Here is a 15,035-nt window from a genome sequence, read left to right on the forward strand (position 1 = left end):
AGGGGTATCATGGCCAATACTGAAGCTGCAGCGACGCCGGTCGCCGAGGCACCCGGTGCCGGACAGCCAGCCTTTTTCGAGTTGTCACGGTTGATGGTCGTGGCCGTCGACACCTCGACGTCATTCCTCTCCTACAAGGCGCAGACCAAGCCGAACGGCCCCTGGGAGACGAACTGGACGCCGATCGACAAGAAATACATCTATACGCTTGTGACCAGTGGGCTGACGAAGGACGGGCGCGTCGCCGTCGCGGGCCAGATCCAGGGCGGCGGCATTGCCTATATCGATGAATCCATCGATCAGTCAGGTGGCATCGAGCGGTGGAACGCGCCGACCCTGCTCGGCTCGCCTGGCGGCAATGTCAACATCGTCAGCCTGTCGATGGCGCGCGACGTCGATGGCCGCGTCGAGATCTTCGCCGTGGCCGCTACCACGGGCACCATCTGGTGGATCTACCAGAACCCGGACCAGATCGTCGAAAAAGACGTGACGATCACACCGCCCGGCACCACCACACCGATCACGGTGAAGGTGCAGGAGCGCATTCCTCCGGCAACGCCATGGAGTGCCTGGCAGCAGATCCCCGGCGGCCTGATCAGCATCAAGGCTTGCCGTCAGGGCGATGGCCGCATCGCGCTGTTTGGCATCAATTCGAACAACAACCTCTATCGCAGCGTGCAAGCCACGGCCACGGCCCTGAAGGTCGGCGACTGGTCACAGTGGGTGCAGATGGACGACGCCCTCACCGGCAAGATCCTATACATGGCGCCGGTCGTCGGTACCCTTGGCGCACTGCATCTGTTCGCGATCAACACGAACAAACAGGTGATCCACACGCTGCAGCAACCGGCTGCTTCAGACACCTGGACGCCATGGCTGCGCAACGGCTTCTCACGCACCGGCTTCAACATGGTGGCGACCGGCCTGGACGGCAACGGCCACCTGATGCTCGTGGCTGCCGATGCAACGAATGTGATTTCAGCCAACACGCAGACCGATCCTGCCGCGCTTGCCTGGACCGGCTGGCAAGACATGGCCAACTCGTCATGGCCAGTGCAGCTCGCGCTCGACTACAACGCCGACGGCCGGCTCGCCCTGTTCTCGCATTGGCTGCTGCCGCCGGGTTCCGGTATTGGCGGCCTGTGGACGATATCGCAGGCCGCGATCGACAGCACGGAATGGGAATTGGAGTGGACACAACTCGCAGCAAGCAGCATTCAGCAATATTCGGTGGTGCGCGATCTGACGCCGCCGGCCGGCTGAATGCGATGATGCAAGCGGAAGCCTCGTTGGCCGAATGGCCCAGCACGAGATCGGCCCGCCTGTCGTTTCGCCCTATCGGCGATGGCGACATGGTGTTTCTTGCGGCTCTCTACACCTCGACACGCATGGAAGAGCTCGCCCAGACCGGTTGGCCGGAGGCCGCAAAATGCGGCTTCCTCAACCAGCAATTCCTTGTCCAGCACCAGCACTACATGCGCCACTATGCCGGGGCGCATTGGCTGATCGTCGAATGCGATGCCACAGCCGTGGGACGGCTCTACTTCGTTCACTGGCCTCAGGAAATCCGCATCATCGACATCGCCCTGATGCCCGAGGCGCGCGGCAAGGGTTTCGGCACCGCCCTGCTGGAAGACATCATCAAAGAGGCAATCTCAGCCGGCAAAGCTATCTCGATCCATGTCGAACGCATGAATCCGGCATTGTCCCTCTACAGGCGGCTCGGTTTCCAGGAGGTCGAGGACAAGGGTGTCTATCTGCTGATGGAGCATCCGGGCGGCGCCGCGGATCCAACCCACACGATCATATAGACCCGAAGCTCTGTCCCGCCGGAGGCCGGATCAGGTGAAGACGGCCTCGTATCGCATTCCGTCATTCTGACGTGCGACCGGCACGATGAAGATATCCAGCCTGCCGAGCCTGGGGTGGACGAGCGGGTAGATGGCCTGCGACAAAGGCTCGGCCAGCGGACCACGGAAGGTCAGCGCGAAGGCGCCACCGCTGCGCAGGGCCGTTCCCAGCGCTCTCACCTCGAGCAGTTGCAACGCGAGCGGCGCGGATGTTTCGGCGACATCAAAATCCGTATCGATATGCGGCTCGAAATCCGCAGCCGTCAGCTCCACAACCATATTCTCTCCCCAGTTCGGCATGGTTTTGCGACTTGTGGCGATGGCTGTCCAGCCCTGCGGGATGGGATAAAACCGTGGGGCCGAAAACCTTCGTGTGAGGATCGGCCCAAACTCAACCGCCCTTGCGCAATTTGGCCACGTCATCGGGCTTGACGTCGGGCTGTTGACCTCCCCAGGTCGCGCGCGCCCAGTTGGCGAGATCGGCTATCTGCTGGTCGCTCAGCTTGTCTTCGAACGAGGGCATCGGCTGCATGCGTTCCAGGCCCGGAAAACGTTGCGCGGAAATACCCTTCAGGACGGTGTGGACGAAATTGCGCGCATCGGTGATGCGCATCGAGGCATTCGTGGCCAGCGGCACCACCACATGCGGAATGCCCTGGCCCTCGGCGCCATGGCAACCGGAGCAAAGGTTGATGTAGGTGGCTCGCGCCGATGCCGTGATGTCCGCGGCGACACTCACCGGCTCGGGGGCACGCGGCGGTTCGGACTGGCCAGGCACGGCATCGAGATCGAAAAGGAACGCCGACAGCGCCGTAAGATCGTCGTCGGTCATGTACTGCGTCGAAAAATGCACGACGTCGAACATCTGATTGGTCATCGCGCCTTGCGCGGAAATGCCGGACTTCATGAAGCTTGCCAGCAGCGGCACGTCGAACCCCATGCGTGTCAGGCCGTCCCTGGTGATGTCAGGCGCGTTGATGCCCTCGATGAGGGTTCCCTGCAGGTATCTCGACGGATCCATGCCCTGCAGCACATTGCGTGGCGTGTGGCATTCGCCGCAATGCGCCAGCGCATTGGCCAGATAACGGCCGCGGTTCCACAGCTCCGAGCGGGCAGGATTGTTTGCCGGCTTTTCTCCGGGCAGATTGACAAGGTTCCAGAACGTCAGCGACTGACGGATGTTGAACGGAAAAGCGAGTTCGTTGTCCCTGTTTGCGACCTTCATCGGCTCGCGCGTCATCAGATAGGCATAAACCGCATCGACATCCTGCGGCGTCATCTCCCGATAAGAGGCGTAAGGCATGGCCGGATAGAGATGGCGTCCACCCTTGCCGATGCCATCGCGCAGCGCGCGGTGGAAGTCGGCGCGGGTCCAACTGCCGATGCCGTTGTCCTTGTCCGGCGAGATGTTGCTGGCATAGATGGTACCGAACGGCGTCTCGAACGGCAGGCCTCCGGCCCAGGCCGCGCCCCCTTTGGCGGTGTGGCAGGCATAACAGTCCGCAGCCACCGCGACATAGGCGCCCCGCTCGGCCAGTGTCTTCATCTCGTCGGCACCGAGCGGCTGGTCGATGTCTTTCGCCACCACGCTCTTTTCGAACAGGCCAATAAAAATGCCTCCCGCAACAATCGCGGCCAGAACGACGAGTACCGCCACACCCCACAGCAGCCTGCGCACAGTCATGGAATGCTCCCTCAGGCTTTGACGAGGTCAGGCATCTTCAGAACCAGATCGCGCACCGCCTCATGATAGCGGACATAACCGGTGCAGCGGCAGATATGCTTGTCGAGCGCTTCAGTTATGGCCTTTTCGAGATCGGCCCTGGCGACCGGCTTGCGTTTCAACTGGTCGATGAAGACGGTGGCCCCGGTGACGAAACCCGGCGTGCAGTAGCCGCACTGAAATGAAAAATTCTCGATGAAAGCCTGCTGCACCGGCGACAGTTCGGAAATCGCACCGGCGGCATCGCGCTTGGCGTGCCCCTCCACCGTGCGCACCTTCTTGCCTTCGAACCAGTGCGCCCCGGTGATGCAGGTGCGGACCTCGTCCAGCGCACCGTCATCCTTTTCCACGATCACCGTGCAGGCATGGCAGATGCCCTGGCCGCAACCCATGCGCGAGCCGGTGAGATCGAGATATTCGTGGAGAAAATCCTGCATCATCATGGCTTCGGGCACGTCGACGGGATCGATCGCCCTGTCGTTGATGGTCAGCGACAGTTTTTTCGTGGGTAGCGTCATGCCAGTGCCCCCCGTATCTTTTCCGGCGTGATCGGCAAGTCATAGAAGCGCTTGCCGATGGCGTGGGCGATGGCATTGGCGAGCGCCGGCACCACGGCGATCATCACGACCTCGGCTATGCCCTTGGGTGGATCGGTTTCCGAAAGCGGTGCCAGTATTTCCGACGTCTGCGTCCACACCGCCACGTCCCTGGCGCGCGGCAATTCATAGCGGTTCCAGTTCCAGGTGCCGTCACCGGGCCCATCTTCGTAGAGCGGCAGATATTCCTTCAGCGCATGGCCGATGCCCATCGCGAGACCGCCCTGAAGCTGTCCGGAAACCAATTCGGGTACCACCTGCGTCCCGCATTCCATGATCGAATGATGCGACAGGATTGTCACGTCGCCCGAAGCGGTATCGACGACGATCTCGGCCAATGTCGCCATCGGCGCGTAGTAGGTGACGCCGGCATTGTTGCGCTGCGCCGGCGGATAGTGGACCGCCGCGCGATCGACGAAGTGCCAGCCGTCCAGTGTCATCAGCGCCTTGGTCTGGGCAGTCGCGCCGTCGCCATATCTGAGCGCGAGCGCATCCACCGGCAGGCGTGTCCTGCCGATGCCGGGAACATCGAAATCGGCCTGCGCCCACTGCCAGCGGTTGAAAGTGTGGACCGTCACACCTGTGACAAGACCGAGCCGATGCGCTTCGGCTGCTACCGCCTCAAAAGCCAGCGGTGGCATGCCGCCGGCATTCACCAGGCCGTTCTCCATGCGGATATCCTCGCGCCGCACGAAATAGGGCGCGATCGAACCGCCGCCGATGCCTTGCGACCACAGCGACTTCGCCGCCGGCCAGATGGCAAGCTCGACGAGCGCATGCGCAGCCTGCCGCGTGGCGTGGCCGAGGTAGTAGACGCTGTTGGTGGCGCTCATCGGTGACGTGAAACTGGGCGTCCAGCGCGGGTTGGCGCTGTTCCTGTCCTCGTCCGCCTGCGCCATCGTGTAGGGCTCGTCGGTGGTTTCGAGCGGCATCTGCGGCCAGCGAACCTTGCCGTATTCGGTCACATCGGGGACGCGACCGAGGATATCGCCCACCATGATCGCCTGCGAGGTCGTGGTGCCCGTGCCGATCTCATGCGCGACATGCGCGAAACTCACCTGCCCCCGGGCATCGAATTCGAGCGCGGCGAGCGCCGCCTCCGCGCCGGTGCCATAATCCTTCTGGACATGGCCGTAACCGACGCCGTAGCGCTTGCCGGGGTTGGCTGCATCGAAGGCCGCCTTTTTCGCCTGCCGTTGCGCCCAGAGCGGATGTTCCCTGGCCCTGAGCAGGATCTCCTCGTTGCGCAATGCGCCTGCCGGGATCGCCCCTTGCGTATTCTTCATGCCCGACTTGAAGACATTCTTCAGCCTGAGATCGATCGCATCCATGCCGAGCGCTTCGGCCGCTTCATCGACCATCATCTCGGTCGCAGACATGGATTGCAGCGTTCCATAGCCGCGCGTCGAGCCGGCGTCGACGGCACGCGAGGCAATGGCGGCGGCGGAGAAATCGCTTTTCGGCAGGTAGTAGATCGATTGCGCCGCAGTCGCTCCGACGAAGCCCACGGAAAATGAGAAATTGGCGCGGCCGCCGCCATCATTCTTGAAATGACCGGTCATGATGCGGAAATGGCCGGTCTTGCGGTCGACCACCAAAGTGTTGTCCATCCAGAAAGCGTGCCGCTTCAACCCCATCTGGAACTGTTCGTAGCGATCGTTGGCAAGGCGGACGGGACGGCCATCGCCATAAAGGCCGGCGACCACGCAGAAGAACGCGAAGATCGAGTGGTCCTTGGTGCCGTAGCCGACGGTATAGCCGACCTTGAGGTCGACTTCCTTGAGACGGAATTTCGACTTGGAGACGAGCACGGCCGAAACCTCGGCCACCTCATAGGGCGACTGGGTCGCCACCATGAGATGCAGGACGCCGGTCGCCGCGTCGTACCAGGCATTGCCGTTGTCGGCCTCCATGGCGGAAGCATCGACCGACTGCGAGAAATATTCGTTTCTCAGCACCAGGGCATCGTCGCCGGCCAAGCCGATCTCCTGCTCGATCTCGGCGGCGGCAGCCATGCCGCGTGCCATGGCATCACCCTCGACATCCGCCTCCGGCCATTTCGGATCGTCGCCGGAAAAGCCACCATAGATGACGGCATCCTTGAGTGGCGAGAACCGGTCGGGCGCGTCGGGCGTGCCGCCGTCGATGCGCACATAGCGCGCCGCGCCATAATGGGCGGGATGGCTGTAGGGCGCTTTCCCGCCATAGCGCACAACGGTATCGTCGAAACGGATCAACCGCTTGGCCGCGTCGTAACGGGCGAAATCGTGATAGATGAGCAGGGCGACCGGCTGGCCGAGCAGCCTTGCCGTCTGCCCCTTGGGCACCAGGAAAACATCGCCGTAGAAACCAGGCACCGGAATTGCGATGCCATCGGCGACCAGGTCTTCATGAAGAACGAGCCGGTCCGGCTTCAGCGCATCGCCGAGCAGGCCAAGATCGATGCCCTCGAAGGTCCGGTCGGCCCTGGTTGCATGGATCATGAAAGCATGCGCCTGCTGCTTTGGCCAGCCGTCGAGGTCGCGGGCGCGGTAGTCGCGCGAAAAGGTCTTTTCGCCGGTGACCTTGGCGATGGCGTCGAGCCGGTACTTCGGCTTGCCATCGGCCTTCAGCCAATCCGGGCCGGGACGCGGCGGTGTCTCGATCAAACGCGCCGCAGCGGGCGAAGACAGGAAGGAAACCTTGATGGCGATGCCCGCAACGGCACTGGCCTTGAGAAAATTCCGGCGCGAAAGGCTGGATCCCATCATCTTCTCCTGAGTCAGACCAGCATCGTCCAACGTGCGGGCTGCGCACCCGCCTGATCAGAAAGTCGACATATCTTCCACGAACCACCGAAGGTGCGGCGCGCGAACGGAAACGCTCCGGCGACAATTATGGGACTGCGCGGGTGTTTGTGCAACAAACCCGTTCAGGGATCTGCGGCTGCCGGAAAACGCATCGCTTCCGAGCCAGCCGTGCGCTTTGCGCCACAAGCCTTGGGGTCTGTTTCGCGGCCGGCGTTCAGCCCCAGGGCTCCGCAACACGCGGCCAGACAGGGCGTTTCAGCTTTTCATAATCGGTGGCAGCCGGATCGCTCGGGTAGGAGCTCGGCGACGACACATAGATGATCTCGGCCGCGATCGGCTCGAAGCCGGCGTAGAAATGGTTGGTCGACTTGATCAGCAGCACGTCCTTCGACAGCGGATCGACACCGAGGTTGGAGAAGATGTCCGGCTCGAAGGTCTGGGTGCGGTTGGTGTTGAGGATGACATCGATCTCGGTGCCTTCCAGCCTGACCAGCGCGGAGGCACCCAAGGTGACACGGCTCGGCCCGAAACTCTGCCAGCTCTCGGCGACAGCCTTCACCACGCGCACCCTGGCGTCGATCGGCTCACCCGCAAGCGGGCCAGCCTTGCCGCCGAAACGCAGGTCGATGACCGCGCCCTCGCCGGCGGCATGGCAGAAGGTGACGGCGAGTGGGTCCCAGATGGTGGCGACACCGACATTGTCCAGGCCACGCGCCAGCATGGCACGCAGCAGGGACGTACCGTCCCCGGCGACACCACCGCCCGGATTATCCCAGACATCGGCGATCACCACCGGCTTTGCCGTGCTGGCCGCGCGCACCTCCAGGGCTCGGTCGATGCCTTGGTCGGCCGCCAGCATCGGCATGGCCAGCTGCCCGCGCAGCGCGTAAAGCTCGCGCCCCAACTGCTCGGCCAGGGCATCGCCCTTGGCCTTGTCGTTGTCGGTGACGACCATGATGCGCGCGCCCATCTCCGGCACGTCGGCGGCCATGAAGCCGTGGATGACGGAAGCCGACAGCACGCCGTCCTTGCCGTGCAGCGCCTTGATGCGGTCGACGAAGCCGCGCATCGGCTGGCGACTGGTCGGCATCACCTCGATCATGTGGCAGTCGAAGGTCGAAATCACCGGCTTGATCTCGCCGCGGGCCGCGGCAAGCCCGAGTTCGACGACATGTTCACCGCGCTCATAAAAATCGGTGTGCGGAAATTCCAGGAAAGCAGCGAGCACATTGGCCGCGGCCACGCGCTTCGGTGTGAGGTGGCTGTGCGGGTCGAGCTCGGAAGCGACAACGACGTCTGGCCCGACGATGTCGCGGATATGGGCGAGAAGATCGCCTTCGCAGTCGTCATAACCCTGCGCCACCATGGCGCCGTGCAGGCCGAGGATGACTGCGTCGACCGGAAGGGCAGCCCGCAACTGGTCCAGGATCTCGTCGCGCAGCGCCTCGAAGGTCTGCCGCTGCACCAGCCCGCCGGGCTCGGCCCATGTCGCCGTGCCTTCGATGACGGTAAGGCCCTCGGCCGCCGCGCGGCGGCGCAGGGCGACGATCGGCGAGGAACACAGCGTCGGCGTTTCCGGATGTTGGCCAGGCCCCGCATAGAAGGCCATCTCGAAGGACGCCCTGTCGGTCGGCACCGGCGAGAAGGTGTTGGTCTCGGTCGCCAGCGAGGCGGTGAAGATACGCATGCGCTTTACTCGATTGATCCGTCGGAAGGTTGCCCTCCGCCGGTGATCGGCGGAGGGCATCCGGCAACTACTTCACCGGCGCGTAGGCAACCGCTTCGATCTCGACCTTGATGTCGATCATCAGCCGCGATTCCACGGTGGTGCGGGCCGGCGGCTCCTTGGCGAAGAAAGAGCCGTAGACCTTGTTCATGCCGCCGAAGTCGCGCGCGTCCTCGATCCACACCGTCGTCTTGACGACGTCGTCCATGGTGGCCCCGGCCAGCGCCAGCGCCGCCTTGACGTTCTCCAGAACCTGCCGGGTCTGCGGCTCGATGCCGCCATCGACCACCGAACCATCCGCACGTACCGGCACCTGGCCGGAAACAAAGACAAAATCGCCGGCGCGCACCGCCGGCGACAGCGGCACATGCGACGTTCCGAAAACCTGCTTGCGTGACATTTTCTGAAATTCTCCTGTTATTTGACGGCGCCCAGGGCAAGGCCCTGGACGAGATAACGCTGCAGCCAGGCAAACAGCACCGCCACCGGCAAGGTGGCCAGAAGCGCCGCCGCCATGACGTGATGCCATTCGATGGTGTAGCGCCCTGCAACCAGCGCGAACACCTGGATCGGCAGCGTGTAGTTCTCCTGACTGCGCAGAATGGTCAATGCGATGATGAACTCGTTCCAGGCATTGATGAAGGTGAAGATGGCGGTGACCGCGATCGCCGGCAGGCACAGCGGCAGGAACACCTTGCGCAAGGTCAGCCAGCGGCCCGCTCCCTCCATCCAGCTGGCCTCTTCGAGGTCACGCGGAATGGTGTCGAAATAGCTCTGCAGCATCCAAACGGTGAAGGCGACGTTGAAGGCCATGTAGACAACGCCGACGGCGGTCGTGCTTTCGATCAGCCCCCAGGCAGCGATCAGCCGGAACAGGCCGAGCACCAGCACGATCGAGGAGATCATCTGCGAGACGAGCAGGAACTGCCGCATCGCACCATAGCCGGCAAAACGAAAGCGCGACATGGCATAGGCTGCCGGGATGGCGACGATGATGGCGCCGACAGTCGCCAGCACCGAGACATAGAGCGAATTCAGCAAGGCGCGGCCGAAGCCGGTCGCCACCCACATGTCGGCGAAGTTCGACCAGCGGAATTCGCTTGGCCACCAGTTCGGCGTCAGCACTTCGGTGCGCGGTTTGACCGCGGTCAGGAACATCACCGCGAAGGGAAACAGCGTCACCACGATCAGCGGCGACAACAGCAGCCAGGCGACGATGGAGCGGACGAGCTTGCTTTTTCTCATGCTTCCCGCTCCCGCATGGCCAGGCGCACATAGATCATGGTGAAGATGAGCAGGATGGCAAACATCACCAGCGAGACGGCGGAAGCCTCACCCAGTTTGCCGACACGGAATGCCAGCTTGTAGAGGTACGTCACCAGGATATCCGTGGAGTTGGCCGGCCCACCCTGCGTCATCACCCAGATGATGGGGAAGGAATTGAACACGTAGATCATGTTCAGCACGATGGCGATGTTGATGAACGGCTTCAGCAACGGCAGCGTGATGGTGCGGAACTGCTGCCAGGTCGAGGCGCCTTCAAGTGCTGCCGCCTCGTAGAGATCGTCCGGGATCGAGGACAGGCCGCCGAGGAAGATGGTGACGGTGAACGGCACGGTGACCAGGATGCCGATCAGCACCTGCATCGGGAAAGCGGTGCCGGCGCTGGCCAGCCATTGGATGTTCTGGTCGATGATGCCGAGGCCCATCAGCGCCGAATTCAGCATGCCGCTTTCGCCGTTCAGCGCCCAGCGCCAGACCACGGCGGTCATGGTAAGCGAGACCGCCCAGGGCAGCAGGATGATGACGCGGGCAAGGCCGCGGCCATAAAAATCCGAATTGAGGATCATCGCCACCGGAATGGAGAGGATCAGCGCGCCGGCAACGACCGAAAGCGTCCACAGGCCGGTGCGCCAGAGCGCCGCCATGAAGTCGGGATCGCTCATCAGTGCCGCGAAATTGGCCAGGCCGGTGAAATCGCGCAGCTGGCCGAAGCGGCTGACGTCATGGGTCGAGATCTGCACCAGGTCATAGACCGGCCAGAAGATCACCACCGCCGCCAGGAACAGGCTGGGCAGGATGAGCAGGTAAGGCAGCGCGCGATTGTGCATCCGGGACTGTGTCTGAGAGTTTCTTGTCGCCGCGACAGGGATGCCACGGACATGAAAGCCAGCGGCGCGCCCCGCTGGAGGGACGCGCCGCTGTCTGGAGTTACTTCTTCAGCACACCGTTTGCCTTGGCAGCGGCTTCCTTCAGGATGGCTTCGGGCTCACCCTGTCCGAGATAGATCTTCTGGACGGCATCCGAGGTGATCTGGGCGATCTCTTCCCAACCCGGAATGATCGGCGCGAAGCGGGCATCGGGCAGCAGGGCGGTGAAGGCTGCGAGACCGGCGTTGTCGACGTAGTAAGGCATTTTCGCCTCTTCCTTGTTCACCGGCAGGAAGCCTTCATTCTGGGTGAACTTGGCGCGCTGCTCGGTGGTGAACAGGTAGTCGAGCAGCTTCCAGGCCTCTTCCTTGTTCTTGGAGTTCTTGAACATGATGATGGAATCGGTGACGCCATAGGTGCCGCGCGCGCCGGTCGGACCGGCCGGGATCGCCGCCACGCCATATTTCAGGTTGGGTGCCTCTTCCTTGATCTGGTTCATCATGAAGGGAGCGGTGATCATCATGCCGACCTTGCCCTGCTTGAACAGGGCCATGACGTCCTCGCGGTTCATCGAGGTGACGCCCGGCTGCGTCAGACCTTCGTCGATCATCGACTTGTAGAGCTTGGCCGCTTCCAGCGCGCCCGGTGTGGAGAGGCCCGAGGTGCCGTCCTTGTTGAGGATCTCGGTGCCGAACGACCACATGCCGTAATAATAATAGACGTCGGTCTCGATCTCCTTGCCCTGGATGCCGTAGCCGAAGGCGCCGGTCGCCTTGATCTTGCGGGCGTCTTCCTGCAGTTCGGCCCAGGTTCCGGGCGGGTTGGCGATGCCGGCCTTCTCGAACAGCTCCTTGTTGTAGTACATGGCGCGCGCCGAAGCGGCGATCGGCAGGCCGTAGGTCTTGCCCTCCATGATCGACGGCGACAGGAACGTCTCGATGAAGCGACCCTTGAAATCGGGCGTCAGATACTGGTCGAGCGGCTCGGCCACACCCTGCTGCACGAAATCGATCAGCCAGCGCGTGCCGATGATCGAAAGGTCGGCATTGGTGCCGGCGGTGATGTCGGTGGTCAGCTTCTGCAGCAGCACGTCCCACGGCACCACTTCGACCTTCAGAGTTGTGCCGGGATTGGCGGCCTCGAAGCCCTTCTTGACCTCTTCGAAATAGGGGCCGGTCTTCGAAGAGTATTCCGCAACGGTCACGCGGACTTCGCCCGCCTCGGCCTGCGCGGCCACCGCCAACATGCTCAACCCGGCCAGAAGGCCGGCAGTCCATCGTGCCAGTTTCATAAACTCTCTCCCATTGTCATTGCGAGCCCACCGTCCTTGCGGACCGATGCCCCGAGCAGCAACATGCGGCTTTTGCCCTTCATGTTATTTTCCTACATTATCGTGCAAAACGCGGCTTTCAAGCTGATTTTTCTGTTGCTTAATTACATTTTTGATACCATTTTCGCACCCTGCCAGGTTGGAGGAGACAGCGCGGGCAATGTCCAGTACGGAATTCCAGGGCAAGACCGTGGTGATCACCGGGGCCGGCGGCGGGCTCGGCTCGGCGCTCGTGGCACTGTTTGCCGAACGGGGAGCACGGGTGGTCGGCTGCGATCAGTCGGTCGAGGCCCTGAGCAACGAGGCCATAACCTCCCGCCATGTCTTCGACCTGACCCGGCGCGAGGAGATGGAGGCCGCGGCCAGCGCGGTGATCGCGCGGGACGGCATACCCGACATCCTGATCAACAATGCCGGCTGGACACGCGCGGAAACGCTTGCCGCGCTCAACGCGGCAACCATCGAACGCGAGCTCGATCTCAATCTCACCGGCGTCATGACCTTCGCCGATCCGCTGACCAAGGCGATGGCCGGGCGCGGCAGCGGCAGCGTCGTCTTCGTTTCGTCGGTCAACGCCATCGCGCATTTCGGCAACCCGGCCTATGCAGCGGCAAAAGCCGGGATCAATGCCTATGCCAAGGCGCTCGCGGTCGAACTCGGCCGCAGCGGCATCCGCGCCAATGTCGTCTGCCCCGGCTCGATCCGCACCGCGGCCTGGGATCATCGGCTCGAGAAGAACCCGGAGGTTCTCGGCAAATTGAAACGGCTCTACCCGCTTGGCCGCATCGTCGAGGCTCGCGAGGTCGCCGAGGCTGTCGCCTTCCTGGCATCGCCTCGCGCTTCCGGCATCACCGGCGTGGTGATGCCGGTGGATGCCGGTCTGACTGCGGGTTTCCTGCCCTTCATCGACGACATATTGGGAGGCTAGCCATGACCGACGTCTCGTTCCGCGGCCTGTCGAAATCCTACGGCCAGCACAAGATCCTCGAGGACATCAACCTGGAGATCGCCAGTGGCGAATTCGTCGTGCTGGTCGGCCCGTCCGGCTGCGGCAAGTCCACGCTGCTGCGCATGCTGGCCGGACTGGAAACGATCACCTCCGGCGATCTTCTCGTCGGCGGCATGCGCTCCAACGACCTGCCGCCGCAAAAGCGCAACATCGCCATGGTGTTCCAGTCCTACGCGCTGTTTCCGCATCTGAAAGCCTCGCAGAACATCGGCTTCGGCCCGAAGATCCGCGGCGAAAGCGCGCCGGTGGTCGAAGAGAAAGTCAGGAAGGCCTCCGGAATCCTCAACCTCTTCTCCTATCTCGACCGTTATCCGCGGCAACTGTCCGGTGGCCAGCGCCAGCGCGTCGCCATGGGCCGCGCCATCGTGCGCGAGCCTTCCGTGTTCCTGTTCGACGAGCCGCTTTCCAATCTCGACGCCCAGCTGCGCGTGCAGATGCGCACCGAGATCAAGGCGCTGCACCAGCGGCTGAAATCCACCATCGTCTATGTCACGCACGACCAGATCGAAGCGATGACCATGGCTGACCGCATCGTGGTGATGGACAAGGGCCGCATCCAGCAGGTCGGCAAGCCGCTCGAGCTCTACGACAAGCCGGCAAACAAGTTCGTCGCCTCTTTCATTGGCTCGCCGTCGATGAGCTTCGTTTCCGGGGCACTCAAATCGGAAAGCGACGGTATCTGGTTCGAACCGTCGGGCGGCGGCAAGCTGAAACTCGACAGCAACCGCACGGCCTTCGGAGCGATCGAAGCCGGCATCCGCCCGGAGCATTTCATCGTCGGCGGCGACAGCGCCGTCAGTCTGCGCGTCGACGTCGTCGAGCCGACCGGCTCGGAGACCCACGTCTATGGCGCCATCGGCGATGACGCCATCCGTGCGGTGTTTCGCGACCGCATCACTGTGAAGCCAGGCGACCGGTTGCCGGTCAGCGTTGCGCCTGGCAACATCCATCTGTTCGACACAGCCACGGGCCTGCCGCTGTGAAGACACCGGCGGACATCATCACCCGCCTGCAGATGATGGCCCAGGACGGCACCAAATCGGACCGTCGGCTCGCAGGCATGGTGCTGTCCGATCCCGATTTTGTCTCCAAGGCGGCAATCTCGGAGATCGCCGCTCGCGCTGGCATCAGCGAACCGACGGTGACGCGCTTTTGCCGCAATCTAGGCTGCGACGGCCTGCGCGATTTCAAGTTCTATCTCGCCCAGGCCATCGCCATCGGTGGCCAGTATCTTTCCGCAGAAGCTCCGGCCGGCGACGTGCGCGACCAGCGCATCGCTGCCGCCATCACCGAAGCCGCGATCGCTGCGATTCAGCGCGCCAGCGCCATGCTGCCGATGCCGAAGCTGATCGAGATCGCCGAACGCATCGCCGTTTCCGGAAACATCCTGTGCATCGGTTCGGGCGGCATCTCATCGATGATGGCGACCGAGATGCAGAACCGGCTGTTCCGGCTGGGGCTGTCCGCACTGGCACAGGTCGACGGCCAGCTGCAGCGCATGTACGCCTCGGTGGCAACACCTGAAACCACGGTGCTGGCCTTCTCCGTCTCCGGCTATGCACGTTCGGTGGTCGAAGCCGTCCAGGTGGCACGCCAGTACGGCGCCACCACCGTCGCCGTCACCGCACCCGATTCCGCGCTGGCCAAGGCAGCGGAGACGCTGATCCCGTTCCAGCCGTTCGAGGACGGCAACATCTACAAGCCGACATCCTCGCGCTTTGCCCTGCTTGCCATCGTCGACATCATCGCCACAGCCACCGCTGAAGCGCGCGGACCGAAGGCGCTGGAGAACCTGCGCCGCATCAAGCAAAGCGTGAACACGCTGAAGGTGGCTGATCCGCGCCTGCCGCTGGGGGACTGAC

General features: G+C 63.1%; 14 protein-coding genes and 1 pseudogene. 5 read left to right on the forward strand and 10 right to left on the reverse strand.

The features are described from left to right. The first annotated feature begins 9 nt into the window (after window positions 1–9). Together ACFJIU_RS23260 and ACFJIU_RS23265 are read left to right on the forward strand one after the other, a co-directional pair. The gene (locus tag ACFJIU_RS23260) at window positions 10–1,263 is read left to right on the forward strand and encodes a hypothetical protein (protein ID WP_379063977.1); all 1,254 of its coding nucleotides are present in this window, start codon (window positions 10–12) and stop codon (window positions 1,261–1,263) included. Between the two features lie 26 nt (window positions 1,264–1,289). Beyond that, complete coding sequence (locus tag ACFJIU_RS23265) at window positions 1,290–1,811, forward strand: GNAT family N-acetyltransferase (RefSeq protein ID WP_379063979.1); 522 nt, start codon at window positions 1,290–1,292, stop codon at window positions 1,809–1,811. A 30-nt stretch (window positions 1,812–1,841) separates the two neighbouring features. Here ACFJIU_RS23265 and ACFJIU_RS23270 read toward each other — a convergent pair whose 3' ends face one another. The 10 genes and pseudogenes from ACFJIU_RS23270 to ACFJIU_RS23315 form a co-directional block, all read right to left on the reverse strand. Next, window positions 1,842–2,129 carry a DUF6916 family protein gene (locus tag ACFJIU_RS23270; RefSeq protein WP_379063981.1) on the reverse strand — a complete coding sequence of 96 codons (288 nt, stop codon included), beginning with the start codon at window positions 2,127–2,129 and terminating at the stop codon, window positions 1,842–1,844. Between the two features lie 112 nt (window positions 2,130–2,241). Continuing rightward, window positions 2,242–3,534 (reverse strand): c-type cytochrome, encoded by a 1,293-nt coding sequence (locus ACFJIU_RS23275; RefSeq protein ID WP_379063983.1) that lies wholly within the window; start codon window positions 3,532–3,534, stop codon window positions 2,242–2,244. Window positions 3,535–3,545: 11 nt separating this feature from the next. Next, a complete protein-coding gene (locus ACFJIU_RS23280) occupies window positions 3,546–4,091 on the reverse strand; it encodes a (2Fe-2S)-binding protein (protein WP_379063985.1) in 546 nt (181 codons plus the stop codon). Next, on the reverse strand, window positions 4,088–6,196 hold the full coding sequence (locus ACFJIU_RS23285) for a xanthine dehydrogenase family protein molybdopterin-binding subunit (RefSeq protein WP_379073201.1): 2,109 nt from the start codon (window positions 6,194–6,196) through the stop codon (window positions 4,088–4,090). Before ACFJIU_RS23285 ends, ACFJIU_RS23280 begins: the two co-directional genes overlap by 4 nt. Before the next feature lie 663 nt (window positions 6,197–6,859). Then, window positions 6,860–6,919, reverse strand: a pseudogene (locus ACFJIU_RS23290) (twin-arginine translocation signal domain-containing protein); the annotation flags it as partial. Window positions 6,920–7,172: 253 nt separating this feature from the next. Further along, window positions 7,173–8,645, reverse strand: coding sequence for a M81 family metallopeptidase (locus tag ACFJIU_RS23295; protein ID WP_379063987.1), 1,473 nt, complete (start codon window positions 8,643–8,645; stop codon window positions 7,173–7,175). 67 nt (window positions 8,646–8,712) lie between these two features. Next, window positions 8,713–9,084 (reverse strand): RidA family protein, encoded by a 372-nt coding sequence (locus ACFJIU_RS23300; protein WP_379063989.1) that lies wholly within the window; start codon window positions 9,082–9,084, stop codon window positions 8,713–8,715. Between the two features lie 17 nt (window positions 9,085–9,101). Further along, window positions 9,102–9,929 carry a carbohydrate ABC transporter permease gene (locus tag ACFJIU_RS23305; protein WP_379063992.1) on the reverse strand — a complete coding sequence of 276 codons (828 nt, stop codon included), beginning with the start codon at window positions 9,927–9,929 and terminating at the stop codon, window positions 9,102–9,104. Then, entirely contained in the window at window positions 9,926–10,795 is an 870-nt protein-coding gene (locus ACFJIU_RS23310; protein WP_379063994.1) for a carbohydrate ABC transporter permease, read from the reverse strand. Before ACFJIU_RS23310 ends, ACFJIU_RS23305 begins: the two co-directional genes overlap by 4 nt. 100 nt (window positions 10,796–10,895) lie before the next feature. Beyond that, window positions 10,896–12,125 (reverse strand): ABC transporter substrate-binding protein, encoded by a 1,230-nt coding sequence (locus ACFJIU_RS23315; protein ID WP_379063996.1) that lies wholly within the window; start codon window positions 12,123–12,125, stop codon window positions 10,896–10,898. Between the two features lie 199 nt (window positions 12,126–12,324). On the opposite strand from ACFJIU_RS23315, the gene ACFJIU_RS23320 reads away from it, so the two are divergent. From ACFJIU_RS23320 to ACFJIU_RS23330, 3 genes are read left to right on the forward strand one after another with little or no spacing between them, the layout of a single operon-like run. Further along, entirely contained in the window at window positions 12,325–13,092 is a 768-nt protein-coding gene (locus ACFJIU_RS23320; RefSeq protein WP_379063998.1) for an SDR family oxidoreductase, read from the forward strand. Between the two features lie 2 nt (window positions 13,093–13,094). Further along, window positions 13,095–14,156: an ABC transporter ATP-binding protein gene (locus ACFJIU_RS23325; RefSeq protein WP_379064000.1), complete on the forward strand. Its 1,062-nt coding sequence runs from the start codon at window positions 13,095–13,097 to the stop codon at window positions 14,154–14,156. Then, on the forward strand, window positions 14,153–15,034 hold the full coding sequence (locus tag ACFJIU_RS23330) for a MurR/RpiR family transcriptional regulator (RefSeq protein WP_379064002.1): 882 nt from the start codon (window positions 14,153–14,155) through the stop codon (window positions 15,032–15,034). Before ACFJIU_RS23325 ends, ACFJIU_RS23330 begins: the two co-directional genes overlap by 4 nt. The last annotated feature ends 1 nt before the right edge of the window (window position 15,035 follow it).

Origin of the sequence: Mesorhizobium sp. UC74_2 (genome assembly GCF_042701485.1) — a bacterium.
GTDB lineage: Bacteria > Pseudomonadota > Alphaproteobacteria > Rhizobiales > Rhizobiaceae > Mesorhizobium.